Origin of the sequence: Pseudomonas frederiksbergensis, assembly GCF_003732275.1 — a bacterium.
Classification (GTDB): Bacteria; Pseudomonadota; Gammaproteobacteria; order Pseudomonadales; family Pseudomonadaceae; genus Aquipseudomonas; species Aquipseudomonas frederiksbergensis_H.
In genome coordinates, this window is record NZ_MOBM01000005.1 from 77,365 (window position 1) to 103,267 (window position 25,903).

General features: G+C 59.1%; 14 protein-coding genes and 1 riboswitch. Of the genes, 6 read left to right on the forward strand and 8 right to left on the reverse strand.

Annotated elements, in window-relative coordinates; all coding sequences use genetic code 11:
- Positions 1-139: 139 nt before the first annotated feature.
- Positions 140-1,162: a protease SohB gene (gene sohB, locus BK662_RS03335; protein WP_123356688.1), complete on the forward strand. Its 1,023-nt coding sequence runs from the start codon at positions 140-142 to the stop codon at positions 1,160-1,162.
- Positions 1,163-1,350: 188 nt separating this feature from the next.
- On the forward strand, positions 1,351-5,292 hold the full coding sequence (locus tag BK662_RS03340) for a dermonecrotic toxin domain-containing protein (RefSeq protein ID WP_123356690.1): 3,942 nt from the start codon (positions 1,351-1,353) through the stop codon (positions 5,290-5,292).
- Positions 5,293-5,336: 44 nt separating this feature from the next.
- On the opposite strand, the gene BK662_RS03345 is transcribed toward BK662_RS03340, so the two are convergent.
- The gene (locus BK662_RS03345; RefSeq protein WP_123356692.1) at positions 5,337-5,831 is read right to left on the reverse strand and encodes a DUF934 domain-containing protein; all 495 of its coding nucleotides are present in this window, start codon (positions 5,829-5,831) and stop codon (positions 5,337-5,339) included.
- The gene (locus BK662_RS03350) at positions 5,815-7,473 is read right to left on the reverse strand and encodes a nitrite/sulfite reductase (protein WP_123356694.1); all 1,659 of its coding nucleotides are present in this window, start codon (positions 7,471-7,473) and stop codon (positions 5,815-5,817) included. The genes BK662_RS03345 and BK662_RS03350 overlap by 17 nt, the downstream gene beginning before the upstream one ends.
- A 523-nt stretch (positions 7,474-7,996) precedes the next feature.
- Here BK662_RS03350 and BK662_RS03355 point away from each other — a divergent pair.
- Positions 7,997-9,082, forward strand: a complete 1,086-nt coding sequence (locus BK662_RS03355) for an ABC transporter substrate-binding protein (protein WP_123356696.1) — start codon at positions 7,997-7,999, stop codon at positions 9,080-9,082.
- Positions 9,083-9,088: 6 nt separating this feature from the next.
- Here BK662_RS03355 and BK662_RS03360 read toward each other — a convergent pair whose 3' ends face one another.
- A complete protein-coding gene (locus BK662_RS03360; RefSeq protein ID WP_123356846.1) occupies positions 9,089-9,310 on the reverse strand; it encodes a DUF2970 domain-containing protein in 222 nt (73 codons plus the stop codon).
- Positions 9,311-9,515: 205 nt separating this feature from the next.
- Between BK662_RS03360 and BK662_RS03365 the strand changes: the two genes are divergently transcribed.
- Entirely contained in the window at positions 9,516-16,133 is a 6,618-nt protein-coding gene (locus tag BK662_RS03365) for an NEL-type E3 ubiquitin ligase domain-containing protein (protein ID WP_123356698.1), read from the forward strand.
- Positions 16,134-16,187: 54 nt separating this feature from the next.
- Here the strand turns inward: BK662_RS03365 and metH are convergent, their stop codons facing one another.
- Positions 16,188-19,898 (reverse strand): methionine synthase, encoded by a 3,711-nt coding sequence (metH, locus tag BK662_RS03370; protein WP_123356700.1) that lies wholly within the window; start codon positions 19,896-19,898, stop codon positions 16,188-16,190.
- Between the two features lie 155 nt (positions 19,899-20,053).
- Here metH and BK662_RS03375 point away from each other — a divergent pair, with 155 nt between their 5' ends.
- Together BK662_RS03375 and nfuA are read left to right on the forward strand one after the other, a co-directional pair.
- A complete protein-coding gene (locus BK662_RS03375) occupies positions 20,054-22,339 on the forward strand; it encodes a fatty acid cis/trans isomerase (protein ID WP_123356701.1) in 2,286 nt (761 codons plus the stop codon).
- A gap of 213 nt (positions 22,340-22,552) precedes the next feature.
- Positions 22,553-23,137, forward strand: coding sequence for a Fe-S biogenesis protein NfuA (gene nfuA, locus BK662_RS03385; protein ID WP_007946504.1), 585 nt, complete (start codon positions 22,553-22,555; stop codon positions 23,135-23,137).
- A 204-nt stretch (positions 23,138-23,341) separates the two neighbouring features.
- Here nfuA and cobM read toward each other — a convergent pair whose 3' ends face one another.
- The 4 genes from cobM to BK662_RS03405 all read right to left on the reverse strand — a co-directional run bounded on the left by cobM (position 23,342) and on the right by BK662_RS03405 (position 25,506).
- Positions 23,342-24,088 carry a precorrin-4 C(11)-methyltransferase gene (cobM, locus tag BK662_RS03390; RefSeq protein WP_123356706.1) on the reverse strand — a complete coding sequence of 249 codons (747 nt, stop codon included), beginning with the start codon at positions 24,086-24,088 and terminating at the stop codon, positions 23,342-23,344.
- A gap of 82 nt (positions 24,089-24,170) precedes the next feature.
- Positions 24,171-24,584: a cobalamin biosynthesis protein gene (locus tag BK662_RS03395; RefSeq protein WP_123356708.1), complete on the reverse strand. Its 414-nt coding sequence runs from the start codon at positions 24,582-24,584 to the stop codon at positions 24,171-24,173.
- Positions 24,581-25,288 (reverse strand): CbtA family protein, encoded by a 708-nt coding sequence (locus tag BK662_RS03400; RefSeq protein WP_123356710.1) that lies wholly within the window; start codon positions 25,286-25,288, stop codon positions 24,581-24,583. Before BK662_RS03400 ends, BK662_RS03395 begins: the two co-directional genes overlap by 4 nt.
- A gap of 11 nt (positions 25,289-25,299) precedes the next feature.
- Positions 25,300-25,506, reverse strand: coding sequence for a CbtB domain-containing protein (locus tag BK662_RS03405; RefSeq protein WP_038982947.1), 207 nt, complete (start codon positions 25,504-25,506; stop codon positions 25,300-25,302).
- A gap of 121 nt (positions 25,507-25,627) precedes the next feature.
- Positions 25,628-25,855: riboswitch (cobalamin riboswitch) on the reverse strand.
- Between the last annotated feature and the right edge of the window lie 48 nt (positions 25,856-25,903).

Here is a 25,903-nt window from a genome sequence, read left to right on the forward strand (position 1 = left end):
TGAAAAAACATACGCTTGTTTGAAATGCCCGTTACAGGCCTGTTGCCGGAGGTTTCACGGCTGGTCGTCGGGCCGGCGGATGGGTATGCTGGAGGTATCCCGCGCGTGTTTAATCCGCGCATTGATTGAAGGAGTCCCTGTGGAGCTTTTGTTCGAGTACGCCATTTTTCTGGCCAAGACCGTGACTCTGGTGATCGCCATTCTGGTGGTCCTGGCCAGCTTTGCGGCATTGCGCAGCAAAGGTCGGCGCAAGTCGGCCGGGCAGCTGCAAGTCAACAAACTCAATGATTTCTACAAAGGACTGCGCGAACGCCTGGAGCAAACCTTGCTCGACAAGGATCAGATCAAGGCCCTGCGCAAGTCCCAGGCTAAAACCGAGAAAAAGCAAAAGAAGAAACCCGAGGCCAAACCGCGGGTGTTCGTGCTGGATTTCGACGGTGACATCAAGGCGTCGGCCACAGAGAGCCTGCGCCACGAAATCACCGCGCTGCTCACCCTCGCCACGCCAAAGGATGAAGTGGTGCTACGCCTGGAAAGCGGCGGCGGCATGGTCCACAGCTATGGCCTGGCGTCTTCGCAACTGGCGCGGATTCGTGAAGCCGGCGTGCCGTTGACCGTGTGTATCGACAAGGTTGCGGCCAGCGGCGGCTACATGATGGCGTGCATCGGCGAGAAGATTATCAGCGCGCCGTTTGCGATCCTCGGCTCGATCGGCGTGGTGGCGCAGTTGCCCAACGTCAATCGCCTGCTGAAAAAACACGACATCGATTTCGAAGTCCTGACGGCCGGCGAGTACAAGCGCACCCTGACGGTGTTTGGCGAAAACACCGAGAAGGGCCGGGAGAAATTCCAGGAAGAACTGGACATTACCCATCAGCTATTCAAGAACTTCGTTTCCCGCTATCGCCCGCAACTGGCCATCGACGAAGTGGCCACCGGTGAAATCTGGTTGGGTGTTACGGCGCTGGATAAGCAGCTGGTGGATGAGCTCAAGACCAGCGATGAATACCTCGCCGAACGAGCCAAACAGTCCGAGCTCTATCACTTGCATTATGCCGAACGCAAAAGCCTGCAGGAGCGCATTGGTATCGCGGCCAGCGGTTCGGTTGATCGCGTGTTGCTGAACTGGTGGAGCCGGTTGACCCAGCAACGCTTCTGGTAAGCCTTTGGCGGGTGTCTCCGGAAAAATCAAACCGCGGATTTCCGCGGTTTTTTTTGTTCGACTTTCCGACTGTTCACTTTCCTGCGGACTCTGCGAAACGTCCTGGCTGGCCTGCCGAACATTCCGACTTACGCTTGAGGCGCGGCTGATTATTCTGGTGATTCCCAATTGTTTGCAATGGAATGCACATGAATGATCACGCCCACGGCGCAGCTCCGACGCCCGCCGTCCTGCTGCGTAATGAACTGAAGGCCGCGGTGGAAACCGCACTCCCACAAACCCCCGCTCAGTTTGGCGAACGCTTGATCAAAGAGAAGTGGGGAGCCGGCATTGATCCGCAGACAGCCCTGCTGGTAACGCTCGACTATAACTACCATGGGCATCCTCCGGAGAACGGTGTCCATCAGGGCCAGGTGGGGAGTTCCCGCACGCTGATCCAGGCGTTGCTTGGCAATTATCAGACCGTAGGCGATGGGCGCTTCGGCGAAACGGTGTTTGGTCTGTACACTCCGCCGGACATCGGGCCGTCGGTGCGCATTGTCGAGAAGGTCGATGAGTTTGCCTATGTGGGCAGTGGCAACCACGACACCTATGAAGGTATTTACCGCGCCACGGTTCCGCAATCCTATGGCCCGCACACGCAAATCAATCTGCGGCCTGCCGATTTCAAGCAGTGGGTCTGGGGGGTGTTTCTTTCCGATCGATACCAGACCTATCTCAATCAGGCCTGGCCGTCGGACGCGGTCATTGCTGCTCCCGGTCCTTATGCCCTGAGGACGTCGGTCAAGGCCGCTTTCGTCATGGCGGCCCGGCTGCAGTATCAAGAGCGATGCCTCTCCCGAAAGGGTCTGGAACTCGCCATGCAAGCCGCCGGGTTACCCGCCGCTCAAACCTGGGAAGCGCTGACGATCGAGCAGCTGCACGCGCCGACAAGAATGCCCCAGGGCGTCGAGGCGAGTCGGTTGAAACTGTACCGTTATACCGCGACGGATATCTGGTGCTTTCAAGAGCGATCAGGTTCCAGAGTGCTGCTATATATCCCCGGCAATTCTTCACCGTTGCACGAGTTCACCGATAGCCGGCAGCTGCGTCAATGGATTGTGGCTCAGGGCCGGGTCGTCGATACGAAACAGGCATTGGCGGCTCACTTTTCTGAAGAGGATCGCGAGGACGGCACCTTTCATGCGGGTGTACTGACCGCGCTGGAGGGCATGGCGGTGTATCCCAAAATGCACAGGCTGACGAAGAATGCCGGGTTCTTTAACGATGATGGCCACTGGGATCCGGACGACTACATTGAGTTTGACCGCTCACCCAGCGCAACCGACCCTTTTGCGCAGTTGGTGAGTTCGATGAAGCAGGCCGCCCAGGGCAGCGTCAAGACCATCCGCGACGATGCCCAGGTCAACCGTGACAATCTGAGCGCTTTCGTCGAGCCGGTCGTGCAATGGATCAACCGGTTCGGGCCACTGGCGTTGTTTGTGCCCGGAGGTGAAGGATTGTTGGCGCTGGCCGGGCTTATTGACGCCGGTTACGGTCTGGATCAGGCCGTTGAGGGGCAAACAGCCAGCGAGCGTTCTGAAGGCGTGACGCGAACCGTGTTCGGCTTGCTCAATGCACTGCCGCTCGCCGGGGCTGTCGCTTCGTTAAAAGGCGAAGGCGACGAGGCCGCAGCACTGGTCAGGGCCGAGCACGGGGCCGATGAGCCCGCGGTGCGACCCGGTGGTACACCGGTGGACGGTCCGCCCGTTCATGTCGCCCCCCTGGAGTCCGTCGCGCAGATGCCAACCCGTCTGAGCCTGCTGCGAGGGATCGGCGCTCCGGTGGACGCCTTCAGCGACGAAGTGCTGGCGCAAATCGGCAAGGTCAGCGCCATTGATGACGATCTGCTGCGAATGATGCAGGCCGGTCGTCGACCCACTCCTGTGTTGGCCGACACTATCAGCCGCTTCAAAATCGATCAGGACGTCGTGGAGGCCCTCGACAAAACGCAGGCTGACGGAAACGAGGCGTTGCAGGCCCGTCGAGTGGAGTTGTTCAACACTCGCTATCAGGCACTCCAGCACTCGGAGCATGAATGGGTCCGATTGTTTCAACAGCAATATCCCGGCCTGCCGAAAAGTGCGGTGGAGCAGATGCTTGATCGCTATGGCATAGAATTCACGGCGACGCCGGATGCGATCCAGGCCAAGGGGGTGTTCAGACAACTGGACAGCAAGGCCCGTCAGTACCAGCAGCATGTGAGGCTGACCCGTGCTTATGAAGGCCTTTATCTGCGGTCCGTGGCCCATGCCGATTCGGACACGCTGGCCTTGCATTCGCTGAAAAATCTGCCCGGCTGGCCGAAAGGCCTGCGAATCGAGGTGCTTGACGGCTCGCTGCAAGGTCGGGTGCTGGATCGTTGCGGTTCGCTTGATGCGGCTGATTGTCGTCGTTTGATCAAAATCGACGACCACTATCAATACGTCGATGTGCCCGCCCAAGCCATCGCACGCACGGACTTTTACGGGGCCGTCAACGGTGTGTTGTCCGCGGATGAGCGGGCGGCGCTGCAGTTGCAGTCGCTGAATCCGGCCAACGAATTGAAGCTCAACCTCCGCGATCGGGCGCTGTCACGCGCCGAGCTCGCCCTGGGCCTGGGCAGAATGGACGGGGGGTTGCCTTTTGAAAGGCAGGGCTTGAGGGGCGGCGGCTTTCCGACGACCCCGCAGGCTGCGGCGTTGACCCACGAAACGCTGAGGCTGCAAGTCAGGGAGCTTTATCCCGATTTCAGCAATGTGCAAACTGATGAATGGCTGCAACATGCCGGGGCAAACGCTCAGTCACACCTTGATGGTCTGAAGCAACAGTTTGAGCAATTGAGTACGGATTTGACCAGTTGGATCGACCAGACCCTGCAGGATCTCGATGACATGGATATCGACTTTCTGGCCGCTGGCGACGAGAACGCCGCGGGCATGAATGATGCGCAAATCACGGAGCATAACGTCGCGCTGCTTCAGCAAGTTATGGAGTATGAGCGCGAGACCCGGATGGACCTGGCTGACGAGTTGATCTCTATCTGGCAAAAGTGCCCGCCACAGGACAATCGTCTTTATTCCGGGGAGACGTTAACGGGTTACAAACTGGATCTGGAATTCGAGGACTACCACCGTTTGCCGGTCATGAATGTCAGGTTCAACGAGGTGATCGAGCTGTCGATGCGCGGATTGCATCTGATTGAACGTGAGAGCTTGAACGGCTTCCTTGAGTCCTTCCCCCATCTGCATGTTTTGAATCTGGAAAAAGTCGATCTGCGGCTTTCTAACGCCATGGGAGTGCTGGAAAGTGTTTTACCGCCTGCAATCCCGGGAATGAGCCATCTCACGACGCTGAATCTCAAAGCCACGTTTCTGCAATTCAGGGAGAACACTGCGTCGCAACTGCGTGACTTGATCAACTTGCAATCACTGGATCTAAGTGAAAACCCCCTGGGTGTTCCGCCGGTGTTGTTAGGGATGAATGAACTGCGCCAAGTGAACCTGAGGAGCACAGGGATCAGAACGTGTCCGGTCGGAATTCGGGACGAGCCCTACCTGACGTCACTGGACCTGCGTGACAACCGGATCACCCGGATTCCGCCAGCGGTGTTGAGCCAGGCCATCACCCGGGGGCGAGTGCAGCTTTGGGGCAACCCGCTGACGGACGAAGATACGTTGCTGCGCCTGATCAGTCATCGACAGCACACTGGGATCAACTTGTGGTTGAGTACGCCAGGAGCCGACTATGGCAAACCGGTGGTGTGGTTGCAGGAAGGTGACGAAGCACTCCGAGAGGCCAGGCGAGCGATTTGGCAACAGTTGTCGGTCAAGCTGGCAGGCGGTCGTTTCCTGAGGCTTATCGATGGGCTCAGCCTGACGGCAGACTTTCAGGTCGACTATCTGGCGTTGCAAGCGAGGGTCTGGCGACTGTTGAGCGAGGCGCAGGCATCGGACGAGTTGTGGAACTGGCTGAACCGGGTGGTCGAGGCCACAGAAGTCGATGCTGAAAATCCGTTGGGGATTTTCATGTCGCTGGAAAATCGGGCCAGGCTTTATCGCGATTGGGTGGCGATGGGACGGCCCTTTCCGGTGATCACCGAGCAGGCCTAGAAGAGGATGGCCTTGAACCCCGCAAAGGGTTCAAGGCCAGGGCATCAGCGGCGACGGAACAGCGGCAGCGGTTCGTCGGTGGCGGCCTGATAGGTCACCGAGAAGTCCTGGAGACTTTCCAGGGCTTCGTACGGGTCTTTATCGGCGCGCAATGCAAAGGCGTCGAAACCGCAGCGACGCAAGTAGAACAGCTGATCGCGCAGCACATCGCCAATCGCGCGCAGTTCGCCTTTGAAACCATAACGGTCTCGCAGCAAGCGAGCATTGGAGTAGTTACGCCCATCGGTGAAGGCCGGGAAGTTCAAGGCAATCACCTTGAACTGATCCACGTCGTCACCGATTTCTTCGGCTTCTTCATCGGCGTCCAGCCATACACCCAGGCCGCCATCGCGAGCCTTGAGCATACGACTGTGCTCGCGCCACAATTGCAGCGGGACGATAAGGTCGTCGCAGTTGCTGATCTCGTCGATGTTGAAGTCCTTCGGCAGCAAGTGCCAGGTTTCGTCGACGACTTCGTTGTTCTTAATTATTCGCTGCATAGACGCGCTCCTTGAAGAGGTCGATGCCGATACGCTGATAGGTGTCGATGAAGCGTTCGTCTTCGGTACGTTGTTCGATGTACACGTCGATCAGCTTCTCGATCACGTCAGGCATGGCTTCCTGTGCGAAAGACGGGCCGAGGATCTTGCCCAGGCTCGCATCGCGACTGGCGCTGCCACCCAGGGACACCTGGTAGAACTCTTCGCCTTTCTTGTCCACCCCGAGGATGCCGATGTGGCCGACGTGGTGGTGACCACAGGCGTTCATGCAGCCGGAGATGTTCAGATCCAGCTCGCCAATGTCGAACAGGTAGTCCAGGTCGTCGAAGCGGCGCTGGATCGATTCGGCGATCGGGATCGATTTGGCGTTGGCCAGGGAGCAGAAGTCACCGCCCGGGCAGCAGATGATGTCGGTCAGCAAACCGATGTTCGGCGTGGCGAAACCTTGTTCGCGCAACTCGTTCCACAGGGCGAACAATTGGCTCTGCTCGACATCGGCCAGAATAATGTTCTGCTCGTGGGAGGTGCGCAGCTGACCGAAGCTGTAACGATCGGCGAGGTCGGCCACGGCATCGAGCTGCTTGTCGGTGATGTCGCCCGGCGCAACGCCAGTCGGCTTCAGGGACAGCGTCACGGCCACATAACCCGGCTTTTTGTGCGCGAGGGTGTTGCGAGTACGCCAGCGGGCGAAGCCCGGGTGCTGTTTGTCGAGCTCGACCAGTTCGGCCGTCTGGTTGTCCAGAGCCTTGTAGTCCGGATCGACAAAATGTTTGGCCACGCGATGCACTTCGGCCTCGGTCAACGTGGTCTGGCCACCGCGAAGGTGTTCCATTTCCGCATCGACTTTCTGCGCGAACACTTCAGGCGTCAGGGCTTTGACCAGAATCTTGATCCGTGCCTTGTACTTGTTGTCGCGACGGCCGTAGCGGTTGTAAACCCGCAGGATGGCGTCGAGGTAGCTCAACAGATCCTGCCATGGCAGGAACTCGTTGATGAACGCGCCCACCACCGGTGTACGGCCCAGGCCACCACCGACCAGCACACGGAAACCCAGTTCGCCCGCGGCGTTATGCACCGGCTCAAGGCCGATGTCATGGACTTCGATGGCCGCACGGTCGGATGTCGAACCGTTGATGGCGATTTTGAATTTACGCGGCAGGTAGGCGAATTCCGGGTGGAACGTGGTCCACTGACGAACGATTTCGCACCATGGACGCGGGTCGATCAACTCATCGGCCGCGACACCGGCGAACTGGTCGGTGGTGACGTTGCGCAGGCAGTTGCCGCTGGTCTGGATCGCGTGCATCTGCACGGTCGCCAGTTCGGCCAGGATGTCCGGGATGTCTTCCAGGGCCGGCCAGTTGAACTGCACGTTCTGCCGGGTACTGATGTGGGCGTAGCCCTTGTCATAGTCGCGGGCAATCTTGGCCATCATTCGCGTCTGGCGCGAAGTCAGTTGGCCATAAGGCACCGCCACCCGCAGCATCGGCGCGAAGCGCTGGATATAAAGGCCATTTTGCAGGCGCAGGGGGCGGAACTCTTCTTCGCTCAGCTCGCCTGCCAGATAGCGTCGGGTCTGATCACGGAACTGCTTGACGCGGTCCTCGATGATCCGCTGATCGTACTCGTCGTATACGTACATATAAGTCCTGTTCTCAGGCTTGGGCCGGTCGGATCCAGTTGCGTTTTTCGCTTGCTGAAGTCTCCGATACTGCCTCGGCAATTCTGCGCGCACGGCCGCGCACTCCCAACGGAGCGGAGGCAAGATACCAGTTTGCAGTTATGCGCAAAAGTGATGTTTGAGTATATGTAAAGAACCAAAACGACTAATGAAACTTATGGAGATAAAACCCCCATTTGTGGTGCGGGCAATCATCGTCTTAACTGTGCTCGAGTCTTTATGCAATCACCGATAAAACCGACAAGAGGCGATGCAATGAGCAACCCAACCAAAGCAGGGAAAAGCGATAGCACGGTCGATGCCTGGGCGATTTTGTTCCTGATCATCCTGGTCGTGGGCACAGCGGTGTTCTGGGTCAGCCATCAATAAACGACCCCGTCCGGGCCCGGCGCCGACGATTGTCGGACAGAAGCCGGAATAAGCGCCGTTCCAGGGACTTCGCTGGCTATAATGCGCAGCGGATTTTCGGGGGCTCGGACGTTTAATGTTGAAGTTCTTCTGTGGTGTAGTGCTGGCGCTTGGTACGGTCTTGGGACCGTGTGCCCAGGCGGCGTCCGTATTGTTCCTCAATCCGGGAACCACCCAAGAGGTGTTCTGGGTCAGTTACTCGCAGTTCATGCAGACCGCAGCCAAGGACCTGGGCATGGATTTGCACATCCAGTATTCCGAGCGAAACGCTGAAACCACACTCAAGCAGGCCCGCGAAGCCCTGCAAGGGCCGAATCGACCGGACTATCTGGTGTTCGTCAACGAACTGTACGTCGCGCCCGAAATCCTGCGCCTGGCTCAAGGCAGCGGAGTGAAACTGTTTTTGGTCAACAACGGCCTCACCGCAGACCAGATGCGCCTGCTCGGCGCCCAGCCAGACAAATATCCCGACTGGTTGGGCAGCCTGGTGCCCAACAATGAAGAGGGCGGCTACTTGATGCTCAAGGAGCTGATTCGCCTGCATCGCCCGGTCGCGCCCGGTCAGGTCATTGATCTGGTGGCCTTTTCCGGCCTGAAGATCACGCCAGCGGCGCAACAGCGTGAGAAGGGCATGATGCGGGCATTGGCCGAACACCCTGAAGTGCGGTTGCGCCAGTTGGTCTACGGCGGCTGGACCCGCGAGCGCGCCTATGAACAGGCCAGGTTATTGTTCAAACGTTATCCGCAAACGTCGCTGGTCTGGTCGGCCAACGATGAAATGGCCTTTGGCGCCATGCAGGCCTACGCCGAAACAGGCGGCCAACCCGGCAAGGACGCGCTGTTCAGCGCCGTCAACAATTCGCCGACTGCGTTACAGGCGCTGTTGGAAGGGCGGTTGAGTGTGCTGTTGGGCGGGCACTTCACGCTGGGTGGTTGGGCTTTGGTGCAACTGCATGACTACGATTTGGGGGTGGATGTCAGCCAGTACGGTGGGCGCGACCGGCAGATTCCGTTGTTGCAGCTGATCGATCACGCGCAAGCCAGGCAATTGCTGGCGTTAAGTGCCACTCAGGATTACGGCGTGGATTTCCAGAAACTCTCGGCCAAGGGGCGGCCGACGTCGTATCGTTACCCGTTCAGCTTGCAAGCCCTGATGCACTGAGCCGGTTCAGATACCCGCCAGGTACACCACCAGTTTGACGATGCCAAACAGCGTCAACGCGAACACTGCCGTGAACAGGATCCCCAGAATCACGAAATGGCTCGGCTTGCCGTGGGTGAAGTCCCGGGCCCGATTCTTCCCGCTCTGCACCCCGAACGCCGCCGCCAGCACACTGTGCAGCATCTGCCAGAAGGTCGGTGGCTTGTTGTTGTCGACTGGATCGTCCATAAATTCCCCGTTACCAATAGGTGAAAAGTAAGCATAGTCAATGCAAAAGATCGCAGCTTGCGGGCGAGTGAAACAGTTGACGACTGTAAAATCGCGCAACAGTTGACAGTGCATTGGCCCGGTTCCTCTATAAATATGTACCGCCATGCTGCCGGTTGGCCGTGATGTTCTGACGCTCTATCAATGAGCTATCAGGATTTGCATCATGCCGGACCTTTCCAGACCCGCGACCCCGGGACTTCATGTTCCCTATATCAAGAGCCGTCTGCCCGACTGGACTCAACACCTTACCCGACCTCATCTCGAGAGTCTGACCCGGGCCCGTGATCCCGCCCGCCTGTTCGCCCATTCCTACCCGGCACTTTATGCCCAGGCGTCTGCCACGTTGCGTCAGGCGTTGCTCGATAGTCAGGTACAGAGCAACACTTCCAGCCAGGCGCTGGCCAAAACGCTGAAGGATTTCAAGGGCATCACCGAATTCGTCAAACCATTGCTGGAAGAGGCAATGCGTAAAACCTTTGGTCAGTCACCGGATGTGACGGGGACCATGCTGTTTCATTTGCGCGCACCCAATCGAGCCGATGAGCAGACTCTGCTGCAGGCAGCGCTGCGCAACTTCGAGGCTGACGAGCCGTTTGATGAAATCGCCTTGCAGGAAACCAGCGCGCTGGCTCCGGCCGGGGCAATGGAGAACGAGCTTTACGATAAAACGGACCGTTATCCGTTCGGGAAGACGCGTTACAAAATTCGTGACAAATTGTCGATCAAGCCCGATGCGTTCGCCAGCCTGTGTCGGAAACTGGACCTTGGCAAGCAGTATCAGGACCATCTGAGCGCCGTTTTCGATACGCCCGGCACAGCCGCGAAGGTCCGCGAGCAGACGATCACGGCGAACAAGGACAGGCTGCGCCTGCAGGCACATATCGCCCGGATGAAGTCGAACGTCAGTGAGACGGCTTACGCCGCGTTGCTGGCGATCCTCGACGGGCGCTCTGATCCCAGGATCGATGGGCGCCCAGTGGCTTACAGTCAGTTGACGGTGCTGGGCTCGATGTTGAGTGATGTATTGATCATCGGGTCGGCGACACGTAAACCCCCCTCGGTTCTGGAAGATATCGCCGAGGTGTTTTTACCGATACCGACCTTCAGCCTGTCAGTACCATCGAGCACGAGAATCATCGTGTACATTCCGGGTGACCCGCTGTACCCGGTCAAGGAGTACTCGTCACTCAGCTCGTTTGCGACAGATTTCGCGATCAGACTGCGCTCGCGATCCTATCAGCGGTTTGTCGCCGGGCTGCTGCCACAGGACGAGTCCTCGACGATCTTTCGGCGGCTCAAATCCCAGCTCAAGGTCCAGCGATGGAATCCGAACCCGGTCTATCCAGGCCCACCGTACAACCCCGCCGCCTACCGCGACGGCATTTATGAAGAGGTCTGGAACGAAAACGTCAATCTCGCTCTGGCCGAAACCTTTATTGACACTGAAGTGTTCGGCGCACGCTATGACGCTCACCTTGTCAGGGTCAAGTCCAACGCCAAATTGTTGGCAATACCGACTGCCGAAGTTGACCACAAGGCCTGGATCGAACGCCTCGAACACTATGTCGAATGGGGGCTGAACGTACTGAACGTGGCTGCTTTTATAGTGCCGGGACTGGGCGAATTCATGCTGGCTGTCACCGCCGTTCAACTGTCCTATGAGGTTTACGAGGGCGTGGAAGCGTGGAATGAGGGAGATGCCGAGGAGGCTTGGGGCCATCTCAAATCAGTCATGGAGAACGTTGCTTTCATGGCCGCTTTGGGCGCGGTGGCAAGCAAGGCACCACCGATCACCGCATCCCGGTTTGTCGACGGGATGAGACCAGTCACCACGCCGTTCGGTGAAACGCGTCTGTGGCATCCGGACCTTGCTTCCTACAAGAGTGGCGTCGCGCTTGAGGGTCTCACCCCGAACGCCCTTGGGCAATACGAGATGGGAGGCAAGACCTACATCAGCCTGGAGGGCAATGCCTACGAAAAAACCTTCGACCCGGCGCTCAAGCAGTGGCGGATCAAACACCCCACTGACCCCGATGTCTACCAGCCAGTCTTGCAGCACAACAACTTCGGCGCCTGGCGCCACAACCTTGAACGGCCCCTGGAGTGGGACCGCTTGACCCTGTTGCGGCGGATGGGCTACACCACCGAGGCATTGACGGACAAACAATTGCTTGAGGCTGCTGATATCAGCGGCGTCAGCGACAATGCCTTACGCAAGATGCATGTGGATAATTTACCTGCGCCCCCTGAACTGACAGAGGCCCTGAGGCTGTTCGCGGCAGATCCAGGAGTGGCACCCGTCATCGAGCAGAAAAGCAGCGCGCCATTCATCGACAAGCTGCGGCGGGCTTGCCCGGGACTGAGCGATTCTGCAGCCCAAAGAGTTCTGCTCGACGCCAATGCCGAGGAACTGACACGCCTGCGGACCACCCACCGAATTCCGCTGAATATGCTCGAGGAAGCCCGCTGGTACGCGCAGCAGGGGCGTCAGGTTCGGGCTTTCGCCGGTCTGTACAGAGACAACATGACTTCCCCCGACAGCCAATGGCTCGCCCTGCACGCCCTGGAAAAACTGCCGGGTTGGTCCGGTGAGGTGCGTCTGGAGGTCCGTGACGGTCACATCAACGGTCCGCTGATCGATGGTATTGGCCGCGAGACCGCCGCAAGTCGCAAGTATGTCGTCAAGCAGGGGCCGGCCTACCAGGCGTTCGATGAGCGAGGAGAGGCGCTCAATAGCGTGCCCCGCAGTGGCGGCAACTTTTTCGATTCCATCATGCATGCCTTGCCCGATGAGTCCCGCCAGGCATTGGGTGTTCCACACGTCGGTCAAAGCAGTGGGTTGCAAAAGGCGATTTTTGACTCGGCGGTGCAACACCGGGCGCAGTTAATGCAACGACTGGAAAACCGAGCCGGCGGGCGCGCTGTGTTCAAGCCCCCCGTACGAGTGAATGAGCGACAGGTGGGCTACCCCGCCAGTGGGCGTGGGCAAGGCTTGAATCCTTCATTGGTCACTCGGGTTCAGTCGCTCTATCCCGGACTCTCCGATCAAAACGCCAGCAGTTTTATCCTGAAGCAGTTGCGGGCCGGAAAAAGCGACGCACAGATTTATGGCTTATTGCAGGAGCGTATGCGTGAGTGGGAGGCGCTTGAATCAACGCTCGATCAATGGGTCGGGACATCGGAACCTGATTTGCAGTCCGTGTCGGGGGGCAAAAACGCGGTCGCGCGAAACCTCAAGGAATGCTGGCGTAATTCGCCGTTGGCAGAGGAATTGCCTTTCTACAGTTCGCTGGATTTGATCTGTGACGACCCGATTCCCCCCCTGTCGGCGGATTTTTCGCATGTGCGTGAGCTGAGCATCCGGGGGCGCTGCATTACTGACGCCAATGCCGATGCACTGTTGGCAAATTTCCCGGGATTGAAAAACCTCAGGATCAATGCAACGGGAGGTGAGTTCAGCAATGTGCCAGAGGCATTGGGCGCAATGCAGGAGCTTACGGGGCTGAGTCTTTACTCAGCTTCTCCCCGCGCGGTGGATATGCCCTCAAGGCTAGGTGCATTGACGACGCTGCAGGAGCTCAACGTTTATTTTTCGGATCTCACGCCGATGGCCCTGGATGTCAGTCGTTTGCGCAATCTGCGCAGTTTGGCAATTTCCTCGCGTGCGCTGCGTGAATGGCCGGTCGGGGTGCTTGATTTACCAGCGCTGGAACGTCTGAACCTCAAAGATACCGGGATCGGAACTTTGCCCGACGGGGCTTTCCAGAGGCATGAAAAACTGTGGTCCGGCTTGTCTCTGGACTGGTCGAACTTCTCCCGTGAACACTTCAAACCGGCGTTTGAGTACGTCACCAATCACCCCGAGCACCTGGTTGATCGGGAGGAAATGGTCAGGGACTACTGCAAGGGTGAGCTGTCGCGTCTTGCAGCAGGGATGAACGAGTCGATTGATGGCCTGTTCAACCGGTTTGTCGAGCAGTGGCAGGGGGCAGATGCACGATTCGAGGCGGTCGATGCCTTGAGCGAGACGTCAGGCGTGCTCGACCGTCAACTGAAAGACTGGAGCCAACGCGTGATGCAGACGCCCGGGTCGATCAACGAGATTGTGGGGCGGACATGGGCCACCCTTTCCATCAAGGCTTGCTGGCGCAACGGTGCATTCAAACGCTACGGGGCGACGACCGACGCCACGTTGCTCGATTTGCCGAACCTGGCACTCAGTGAATTCCCCGACTTGCCTGACGCTGCTTTCGCGCATGTTCAACGGTTATATTTGAAGGGGGCGAAAGCGCCTGCTGAAAAAGTCCGTGGCTTTGTTCGAGGGTTTACCGAACTTCAGCAACTCGATGTAAGCGGTAGCGGGTTGACCGCGGTGCCAATCGCAGCGGGTGATCTTGTGAAGTTGACCCGTCTGGATCTTTCTGGCAACGCGATTGTTGGCGACCTTGCGCTGGGCCAGGGGTTTGATGGATTGCGCAAACTTGAATATCTGGACCTGCACAACAATCCGCTGAATTCGCTGGATGTCAGTCATATGCCGCGTCTTAAAGCCTTGGACTTGCGGGCGACCAACCTGCATGAATGGCCGACAGGGGTGCAAGACCTGCCAGAACTGAGCTGGCTGGATTTGCGTGACAGCAGGATTTCCTCGCTCCCGGCGACGGTGCTTGAGAGCGAGATGCTGCTCAAGACCGATCTGACCGGCACGCCATTGACCCCGCAAGCGGTGATTTTGCTGGACATCGCCCGCCTGCAGATCGAGCTGGACCGTGGTCTGCCTGTGGGCACCCTGGGAAGGTTCGCCCGGGAGAAGGTGCCGTCAGTTTTTCCTCCGGCCGAGAGCGGTTTTTCCATCACTCGTCATTTGCTGTCCCTGCCGGAGATTCCTGTGGGGGAAGGGGCTGCGCATCTTGCCAAGCGTCTGCAGCGGCTAAAGCCAATGCTCGCGGAAGATGAAGCCCTGCAAGTGATTGAACAGCTGCGCGAGAGCGGGGCCACCGAGGTGCAAATCAGCGAGCGGATTGCCGGATGGGACCGGACCCATGATGAACTGACGCGCCGATTGAACGGTTGGCTGTTCGCGCGCGAGTCAAGTGGCGCTGGTTGGGTAGCCTCATCGGCAAGCCGCAACCAGGCCGCATTGCGAATCCTTGATTGCTGGCGTGAGAGCCTGAGTGCCGCGCTAGGTGTTGCAGACTCTGTGTTGAATCTCAACGGTTTGCAATTGGGCGATCTTCCCGAATTGCCCGCAGTGTTCGACCACGTGGGCACGTTGAACCTGACGGGGACAAGGCTGGGTGAACAGGGCTCCAATGGGTTTCTACAGGCTTTCAAGCAGCTCAGGACCCTGGAACTCAATGGCAACGACCTGCAAGCGGTTCCCGAGCCGGTTGGCCGAATGCACGCCCTTGAACGACTAGAGTTGTCCTCGAACCGATTGAGCGATAGCGATCATCTGTATGCCTCGTTGAACCTCCTGCAGCGTTTGCAATGGCTGGATCTGAGCTACAACGCGCTGGATGAATTCGATCTCGGCGTTTTTGAGCGATTGGAGACGCTGGATCTGCGCAACAACAATTTGACCGACTGGCCGGTCGGCGTGCTGGATACCAGTTATCTCAGGACGCTGAACCTGAGTGGTAACGACATCACGTCGATTCCTCCACAGGCCCTGGACGGCAGCCATGACGTGCTGATGTCGGGCACGGACCTCAGCGACAACTTCAATCTGTCGCTTGAGGCCCTTGAGCAGATGCAGGACTTTCGCGAAAGGGGTTCGCGCGCAACCGTCTTTGGATACTCGCGCGCTGCTCTGGACGAGTGGATTGATCAAGCGCGTAATGAAGGTGAAGCGGTCAGTGAAAGCATCGAATCAGATGAAGATCTTTCCGGCAGGGAATTGGAGGTCGAGCAGAAGACACCCTGGCTGGCCAATGCCCCTCCCGAGGAGGTCGCCAGCAAGACTCGGCTCTGGAATCAACTGGCGGCGGAACCGGACAATGCCGCGTTCTTCCACTTGCTTTCACGGTTGCAGGACACGCGTGAGTTCCAGGTGGCAAATGCCGACCTGACGCGGCGAGTCTGGACAGTGATGGAGGCCGCCGCTGGCAACACCGAACTTCGAGAAACGCTGTTTGCCAGTTCAAACACCCACGGCACCTGCGTCGACGGTCGAATCCTGACCTTCAGTGCGCTGGAAAGCACGGTGTATACACACAATGCTTTGCACGAAGTGTCTGCCGGATGGCCCGGTGCCAAAGGCGAAGCATTATTGAGGTTGTCCAGACGGCTTTTCCGATTGGACAAGGTCGATGAACTGGCGACGAAAACCGCTACCCGTACCGGTCAGGATCAGGCGGAGGTACGCCTGGGTTATCGAATCGGCCTGACCGGCGGGTGGGACGATGGCCTGGAGCTGCCGGGGCAGCCGAAGCACATGACGTTTGCCTCAGGTGTAACAACCCGGCAATTGGCCGAAGCCCGCCGCGAAGTGATGAATGCCGAGCACGGCGACGTTTTTTTTGAGGACCTTATCCAGCGTGACTACTGGGTGAATTATCTCAAGGACAAATATCCAGAAGCATTCAGGGCACTCGACGAGGCAGACCTGTCGCAGGAGCAGGATGACGGGATGGCTGTCGACGATGCGAGGCTCATGGAGCAGCTGTTTGATCTGACAGCCGCACGTAATGCAAAGATGATCGAGCTGTCTCGACAAGAGGTCGAGGCAATTGAGCGCACCTCTGGCGCAGCACCGCTGCCGGGAACCTCAAGCCGATAATCAGCCTTCCGGCGCCGGGTTAACCGGCGCCGGAATCCTGATTTCAAGGGTGTCTCAGTTGTCGTAACCCAGGTTAGGCGCCAGCCAGCGCTCGGTCACGCTCAATTCCTGACCTTTGCGCGAGGTGTAGCTCTGCACCTGATCCTTGTCGATCTTGCCCACGGCAAAATACTGCGCCTGTGGGTGAGCGAAGTACCAGCCGCTGACCGCTGCCGCCGGGAACATGGCGTAGTGCTCGGTGAGGAACACGCCGCTGCGGCCGGCCTTTAGTTCTTCCGCTTCCGGGTCCAGCAGTTTGAACAGCGTGGCTTTCTCGGTGTGATCCGGGCACGCCGGATAGCCCGGAGCAGGGCGGATGCCGGTGTATTGCTCTTTGATCAACGCCTCGTTGTCCAGCGTCTCGTCCTTGGCATAGCCCCAGTAGTCTTTACGAACCTGTTGGTGCAACCATTCGGCACAGGCCTCGGCCAAGCGGTCGGCCAGGGCCTTGACCATGATCGAGTTGTAGTCGTCGCCCGCTTCCTGATAGGCCTTGGCCACTTCTTCGGCGCCGATCCCGGCGGTGGTGATAAAGCCCCCCACATAGTCGGTCACGCCGCTGTCTTTGGGCGCAACGAAGTCGGCCAGGGAGAAGTTCGGCTTGCCATCGGTCTTGATGATCTGCTGACGCAAGTGGTGCAGCTTGGCCAATGGCTTGCCGTCATCGCCGTAGACTTCGATGTCATCGTCACGCACCTGATTGGCCGGCCAGAAACCGAATACCGCACGTGCGCTGATGAGTTTTTCGTCGATCAGTTTGGCGAGCATTTCCTGGGCATCGGCGTACAGCGCGGTGGCGGCTTCACCGACCACTTCGTCTTTGAGGATGCGCGGAAACTTGCCGGCCAGGTCCCAGGAGATGAAGAACGGCGTCCAGTCGATGTATTCGGCCAAAACCTTCAGGTCGATGTTATCCAGCACCTTGGCGCCGGTGAACGTCGGCTTGACCGGTTCGTAGCTGCCCCAGTCGAACTGCGGCTTCTTCGCGATGGCCACCGGGTAGCTCAGGCGTTCGGTGCGGGCGCTGCGGTTGGCGGTGCGCTCGCGAACGTCGATGTATTCCAGGCGAGTCTTCTCGACGAAACCGGCCTTCAGTTCCTTGGACAGCAACTGCGTCGCCACGCCTACAGCGCGGGAGGCGTCGGTCACGTAGATCACTGCGTCGTTGCTGTACTTGGGCTCGATCTTCACCGCCGTGTGCGCCTTGGACGTGGTCGCGCCACCGATCATCAGCGGCAAATGGAAATCCTGACGCTGCATCTCGCGGGCCACGTGAACCATTTCATCCAGCGAAGGCGTGATCAAACCGGACAGGCCGATGATGTCGCACTTCTGTTCCTTGGCGACCTGCAGGATCTTCTCCGCCGGCACCATCACGCCGAGGTCGACGATGTCATAGCCGTTGCAGCCCAGCACCACGCCGACGATGTTCTTGCCGATGTCATGCACGTCGCCCTTGACCGTCGCCATGAGGATCTTGCCCTTGGCCTCCGGCTTGTCGCCTTTTTCCAGCTCGATGAACGGGATCAAGTGGGCCACGGCCTGCTTCATCACGCGGGCGGATTTCACCACCTGCGGCAGGAACATTTTGCCGGCGCCGAACAGGTCGCCGACGATGTTCATGCCGGACATCAGCGGGCCTTCGATCACTTCGATCGGACGTGCAAAGGACAGGCGCGACTCTTCGGTGTCTTCGACGATGTGGGTGGTGATGCCCTTGACCAGCGCATGTTCCAGACGCTTGTTGACGTCCCAGTTGCGCCACTCTTCGGTCTCGGCTTCCTTGACGCTGCCGTCGCCCTTGTACTTGTCGGCGATGGCGAGGAGGGCGTCGGTGCCTTCCGGGGTACGGTTGAGGATCACGTCTTCGACGGCATCGCGCAGTTCGGTTGGGATCTGGTCGTAGATCTCCAGCTGACCGGCGTTGACGATACCCATGGTCAGGCCGTTGCGGATCGCATACAGCAGGAACACCGAATGAATCGCCTCGCGCACCGGGTTGTTGCCACGGAACGAAAACGACACGTTCGACACGCCGCCGGAGGTCAGGGCGTACGGCAGTTCGTCGCGGATATAGGCACAGGCGTTGATGAAGTCCACTGCGTAGTTGTTGTGTTCTTCGATACCGGTGGCCACGGCGAAGATGTTCGGGTCGAAAATGATGTCTTCCGGCGGGAAGCCGACGTCGTTGACCAGAATGTCGTAGGAGCGTTTGCAGATCTCTTTCTTGCGCGCTTCGGTGTCGGCCTGGCCGGCTTCGTCGAAAGCCATCACCACCACCGCGGCGCCGTAGCGCTTGCACAGTTTGGCGTGATGAATGAACTGCTCGACGCCTTCTTTCATACTGATCGAGTTGACGATGCCCTTGCCCTGGATGCACTTGAGGCCGGCTTCGATCACTTCCCATTTGGAGGAGTCGATCATGATCGGGACGCGGGAGATGTCCGGTTCACCGGCAATCAGATTGAGGAAGGTCACCATGGCCTTCTTCGAATCGAGCATCCCTTCGTCCATGTTGATGTCGATCACCTGGGCGCCGGCTTCGACCTGCTGCAGGGCGACTTCCAGGGCTTCGGTGTAGTTGTCTTCACGGATCAGACGGGCGAATTTGGCGGAACCGGTGATGTTGGTCCGCTCGCCGACGTTGACGAACAAGGAGCTGCGATCAATGGTGAACGGTTCCAGGCCCGACAGGCGGCAAGCCTTGGGAATGTCCGGAATCTCGCGCGGCGCATAACCGGCCACCGCTTTGGCGATGGCTTCGATGTGCCCCGGCGTGGTGCCGCAGCAGCCGCCAACGATGTTCAGGAAGCCGCTTTGGGCGAATTCTTCGATGACCTTGGCGGTTTGGGCCGGCAGTTCGTCGTACTCGCCGAATTCGTTCGGCAGGCCGGCGTTCGGGTGCGCCGACACGTAGGTGCTGGCCTTGTTCGACAGTTCTTCCAGGTACGGGCGCAGTTCACTGGCGCCAAGGGCGCAGTTCAGGCCGACGGAGATCGGCTTGGCGTGAGCCACCGAGTTCCAGAACGCTTCGGTGGTCTGGCCGGAGAGGGTGCGGCCAGAAGCGTCGGTGATGGTGCCGGAGATCATGATCGGCAACTCGACGCCTAACTCCTCATAAACACCCTGCACAGCGAAGATCGCGGCTTTGGCGTTGAGGGTATCGAAGATGGTTTCGATCAGGATCAGGTCGGCACCGCCTTCGATCAGGCCTTTGGTGGCCTCGGTGTAGTTCTCCACCAGTTCATCGAAAGTCACGTTGCGGTAGCCGGGGTTGTTCACGTCAGGCGACAGCGAACAGGTGCGACTGGTAGGGCCGAGCACGCCGGCGACGAAACGCGGCTTGTCCGGGGTTTCCAGGGTCTTGGCGTCCGCCACCTTGCGCGCCAGGCGTGCGCCTTCTACGTTGAGTTCGTACGCCAGGCCCTGCATGCCGTAGTCGGCCTGGGACACCTGGGTGGCATTGAAGGTGTTGGTTTCCAGAATGTCGGCGCCGGCATCCAGGTAGGCTTTTTCAATAGCGCCAATCACGTCCGGGCGCGTCAGCACCAACAGGTCGTTGTTGCCTTTTACATCGCTCGGCCAGTCGGCGAAGCGTTTGCCACGGTAATCCTGCTCCTCGAGCTTGTAGCTCTGGATCATCGTACCCATGCCGCCATCGAGAATCAGGATGCGCTCTTTGAGGGCGTGCTTGAGAGCTTGAAGGCGAACGCTGCGATCGGACATTTGGACTACTCGGTAAGGCCATGACGAAGGGCCGGGATGATAACAAACCTGTGCGCTTTTGGAGCATGTGCGGGTTTTGCATGAATATCGTTCATGTTGGTGCCCGGTCCAGACCGGTAGAATCGCGGCGTTTTCTCATGATCAGGACCAGGGATATGTCGTATCGCGTCGTCACCAGCCTATTGATGCTGTTTTTAAGCGGGGGCGCCGCTGCACAAGGTCCGGATATTTCCTACGTCCGCGACATTCAACCGATCTTCACCGAAAAGTGCGTGGCCTGCCATGCCTGCTACGACTCCGCCTGTCAGCTCAATCTGGGCAGTGGCGAAGGGGCGGCCCGAGGTGCGACGAAGATGCCTGTCTATGACGGCGAGCGCCGCCAGGCCGCAGCGCCGACCCGGCTGTTTTATGACGCCTTTGGCAAGCGTGCCTGGCAGCAAAAGGGTTTTTATTCGGTGCTCGACGCCCAAGGCAGTCAGGCGGCGCTGATGGCGCGGATGCTCGAACTGGGCCACAAAACCCCGTTGCAACCCAATGCCAAATTGCCGGAAGACATCGTCCTGGGCCTGAACCGGGAAAACATGTGCGCCATGCCGGCGGAGTTCGACGGCTATGCCGGCTCCCACCCGAAAGAAGGCATGCCGTTGGCGGTCACCGGCCTGACCGATCAGCAATACCAGACGTTGCAACGCTGGCTGGCCTCCGGTGCGCCAATCGATGAGCAGGGCCTGGTGCCCAGCGCCAAGGAAGCCTTGCAGGTGGTGCAGTGGGAAAACCTGCTCAACGCGCCGGGCGCCCGGGAGAGCCTGGTCGGGCGCTGGTTGTTCGAGCACTGGTTTTTGGCGCACATCTATTTCAAGGACGGCGAGCCGGGGCATTTCTTTCAGTGGGTGCGTTCGCGCACGCCGACGGGGCAGCCGATCGATCTGATCAACACTCGCCGTCCGAATGACGATCCGGGCACTCAGGTCTATTACCGCCTATGGTCGGTGCAAGGCGTGATCGTACACAAGACGCACATCACCTATCCGCTGAGCGCGGCGAAGATGGCGCGGATCAAAAGCCTGTTTTACAGCGGCAATTGGCAGGTCAACGCGCTGCCAGGTTACGGGCCGGAGCGACGGGCCAATCCGTTCACGACCTTTGAGGGCATCCCGGCTCAGGCGCGTTACCAGTTCATGCTCGATAACGCCGAGTACTTCGTGCGCACCTTTATTCGTGGTCCGGTCTGCCGCGGCCAGATCGCCACCGACGTGATTCGCGACAACTTCTGGGCGCTGTTCCAGGCCCCGGAGCATGACCTTTACATCACCGACCCGAACTATCGTGGCCAGGCCACGCCGTTGCTGGCGATGCCGGGGCAGAACGATGACGTCGGCAGTGTCCTGAGCCTGTGGCGCGACTACCGCAACAAACGCAACGAGTACGAAGCCTTGCGCCGCGACAGCTACGCCGACCTGCCGGCACCGAGCTGGTCGACCCTGTGGGCCGGCAATGACAACGCGCTGCTGAGCATCTTCCGGCATTTCGACAGCGCCTCAGTGAACAAAGGCCTGATCGGTGACGTGCCGCAAACCATTTGGCTGTTCGATTACCCGTTGCTGGAACGCACCTATTACCAATTGGCGGTCAACTTCGATGTGTTCGGCAACGTGTCCCATCAAGCCCAGACCCGGCTGTACTTCGACCTGATTCGCAACGGTGCCGAGCAGAACTTCTTGCGTCTGATGCCGGCCGATTCACGGGACGGTTACCTCGACGATTGGTATCAGAACGGCGGCAAGTTCAAGATGTGGCTGGATTATGAGTACATAGATAACGACAAACCAACGGCGCTGACGCTGAACGAAAAGGACCCGAAACGCGATTTCGCCCTGCAATTGCTGGCCCGGTACGGCGACCTCAATGCCAGGCCCGACCCGATCAACCGTTGCGACGGTGCTTATTGCTCGCGGCCGAACATCGACCTGGCGTTGCAGAACGCCGAGCAGGCCTTGAGCCGCCTGACTTCACGTCCGGCTGCGGGGCTGAAGGTTATCGATCAGTTGCCGGAAGCCACGATGTTGCGTATCGAGACCCAAAGCGGCAAGCGCGAGGTCTACAGCCTGCTGCGCAACCGCGCCCACAGCAACGTGGCGTTCCTGCTCGGTGAGTCGCTGCGTTATCAGCCGGGGCTCGATACGTTGACGATTTATCCGGGTGTTCTCAGCAGTTATCCGAACTTCATGTTCAACATCCCGGCCGGGCAAGTGCCCGCGTTCGTCGACGCGATGGAAAATGCCAGGGACGCCGCCAGTTTCGAGAAAGTCGTCGAACGCTGGGGCATTCGCCGCAGCCATCCGCAGTTCTGGCAGTATTTCCACGATCTGAGCCGCTACATCCACGACACCGACCCTGTGGAAGAGGGCGTGCTGGACATGAACCGCTATGAGAATCTTTGACGCACGGAATTTAGAGGTGCCTGCGATCCCGTGTGGGAGCGGGCTTGCTCGCGAAAGCGGTGTGTCTGGCAACATCAATGTTGGTTGTGTCGCCGCCTTCGCGAGCAAGCCCGCTCCCACATTGGATCAGCTGCGCTTTCCCGACAAAAATACTAGGACTTTGTCCGGCGCGATGATTGGCGTAAACTGCGTCCAAGCCTGCGAGGAGTTTCCATGACCGCTATTACCATTACCGACGCCGCCCACGATTACCTGGCTGATCTGCTCTCCAAGCAGAACACCCCGGGTATCGGCATCCGCGTCTTTATCACCCAGCCTGGCACCCAGTACGCCGAAACCTGCATTGCCTACTGCAAGCCGGGCGAAGAAAAACCTGAAGACACGGCGCTGGGGCTCAAAAGCTTCACCGCTTACATCGACTCGTTCAGCGAAGCATTTCTGGACGACGCGGTAGTCGACTACGCCACCGACCGCATGGGCGGCCAACTGACCATCAAGGCGCCAAACGCCAAAGTACCGATGGTCAACGCCGACAGCCCGGTCAATGAGCGCATCAACTACTACCTGCAAACCGAGATCAACCCGGGGCTGGCCAGCCACGGCGGTCAGGTCAGCCTGATCGATGTGGTTGAAGACGGTATTGCCGTGCTGAAGTTCGGCGGTGGTTGCCAGGGCTGCGGCCAGGCAGACGTTACCCTGAAGGAAGGCATCGAGCGCACCTTGCTCGAGCGTATTCCCGAACTCAAGGGTGTTCGTGACGTGACCGACCACACGCAGAAAGAAAACGCCTACTACTAAGGTGTTCGCTGCAAACATAAAAAAACGGTGCCCGTGAGCACCGTTTTTTTATGGGTGATCGATAACCCGTGGCGAGGGAGCTTGCTCCCGCTCGACTGCGAAGCAGTCGCAATCCAGCCGATGCATTTCCCGTGATGAATGCGTTGGCTGATTTTGGGACCGCTGCGCGGTCCAGCGGGAGCAAGCTCCCTCGCCACAAGTGCTTCAGGGTCTGTAGAGGTGCGCATGCCCCGCGCGATACAGCGACGACTCACTGAAGTGATCGCTGCCCAACACCCGACCCACCAGAATCAACGCCGTCCGGCGAAACCCTTTGGCTTGAACCTTCTGTGCAATGTCCTCAAACGTCCCCACCACCCAATCCTGATCCGGCCAGGTCGCCCGGTGAATCACCGCGATCGGGCAGTCGGCGCCGTAGTGCGGCAGCAATTGGACGAGGATCTTCTCCAGATGATTGACCCCCAAGTGGATCGCCATGGTCGCCCCATGCTGCGCCAGATTACCGAGCTCTTCACCGGCCGGCATCGCAGTCTTGTCGGCGTAGCGGGTCAGAATCACGCTCTGTGACACGTCCGGCAAGGTCAGTTCCGCACCCAAAAGCGCTGCGCAGGCGGCGGTGGCGGTGACGCCGGGAATGATTTCGAAAGGGATGTCGAGTTCACGCAGGTAGCGGATCTGCTCGCCAATCGCGCCGTACAGGCTCGGATCGCCGGAATGCACCCGTGCCACGTTCTGGCCATTGGCATGGGCGGTCTTGATCAGCTCGATGATCTGTTCCAGGTGCAACTCGGCGCTGTTGACCACCTGTTCGGCCTGGTGGCCCTCCAGCACGGCGGCGGGGACCAGGGAGCCTGCATAGATGATGACCGGGCAGCTACGAATCAGCCGCTGGCCTTTGACGGTGATCAGTTCCGGGTCGCCGGGGCCTGCGCCAATAAAGTAGACGGTCATCGTCGTTTCCTGTCAGAAAAAGGGCATGGGCACGCTTCAGATGAAGATTGCTCATGATTGAAGGCGAGGATTATCGGGGATTTTACGCGGCACTGGCCAATGCCAGGGTGGCCTGGGCGTATTTTTGTCGTGGAATCAGCAACTTTGCCGGTGCCTGAGCCAATTGTTCGGCCAGTGCCAGCGCGGCACTTTCCGCTACGCCGTAACAGCCGGTGCGTTCGAACGCGATGTCCGAGTGGTGGCTGAGTTGCGGTTCATAACCGGCCAATTGTTCGCTGCTGAAGTACATCAACGGCAATGCCAGCTGTTCGGCCAGTTCGATCAGGGCGGGTTCTTCGCGCTTGAGGTCGATACTGGCCAGGGCCTTGATCTCACGAAGCTCGATTTGATGAGCCTGTAATGCCTGATCAAGCAGCGCCCGCAGCGTGCTGACGGGGCAGCCGCGCTGGCAGCCCAGACCGACCACCAGGGTCGGCGCTGCGCTGAGGTCAGTCATGCGGAGTATTGGCCATCGCTTTTGCGGCGGAACAACCAGGCGCTGATCAGGCCCAGGGCCAGCCAGAACGCCATGTTGGTCAGCTGCGAAGCGATTTTGAATTGCGCTTCCAGGGCTTGCGGCGCCAGCATCGAATGGACTTCCGGTTGCGGTGCACCGATCACATGAGGCACGGCCAGGATTGCCACGCCGAGGATTTTCATCAGCCAGTGGCGGCTGAACACAATCAGCGCGATGCCGACAGCGGTGGACGCGGCAGTGCCAATCCACCAGATCTGCCGTTGCGCCAGATCCGCTGCGGCAGTGCCCGGCAGCTCAGGTGGCAGGCCGAGGGTTGGCGCCAGCACGAACGTCGCATAACCGGCCAGACCCCAAAGCAGGCCTTGGGAAGTACGGCGTGGAGCGCGCAAGGTGTAGAGACCTGCCAGCATCAGAGCGAAACCGACCGCTACCACCAGATTGCCGCCGGTGGTCGACAGCACGCGCTGCCAGCCGTCTTCCGGCTCCCAGGCTTCGGCATCATGGGTATGAGCGGTGACAGCGCCAGCGGCGTGCTCGTGGATTTCAACAGCGGCCGGCTCGGACTTTTCGTAGGTCTCGGCCTGCAAGATCAGCGGCGCCACCCAGAAGCTTTGCAGCAGGGTCAATAGCAGGGCGGCCAGCAGCCCGGTGAAACCTGCGGTTTGCGCAATACGCTTGATCATGTCAGCAGGTCTCAATGGCACGGAAAGGCGGAGCTGTGACGGGTATCATGCGCGGCGTTGTGTACCGCTTCGATGTGGGAGAAACCGGCGAAGTACACAAGGCTAGCGCCAAGGATCGACGCACAAAAAGCGGCGGTCAGGCGTTGGCTCAGGGTTGTGGTGGTGCTGATTGTGCTTTTTTTATCGGTGTTGCTGCCGGTGCTGCTGATGATCGACATGGCGCTTCCCTCTGGTCTGTCAGCGGGTGAATAGAGCGCATGAAAACCTCCGCACGCCGGGGCACGCAGAGATTTCGAACAGCGCCCGCCCACCGCGGGTTTGTTATTCAGTGAACGTAAAAGTCACTTTGTGTTGCGGGCCGGTCTCCGGGCTCGCGAGGGGCAGGGCTTGCGCCGAAACCTGCAAGCATCACCTTCCCATGCCGTATGACGGGCACAGTGGATCTGACGCTTCACTCGCTTACCGTTGCGGGGGCAGCACCGGACTGACATGGCTTTAGAGTAAAGCACATGATTCACCGGTTTCCCGTTTCACCCTGTGAAGGGCACCCGTAACAAGGTGTGTAGGAGAGCATGGGCGGGGGTTGGGCGTCAATTGGCAAGGGTTCTCAACGCG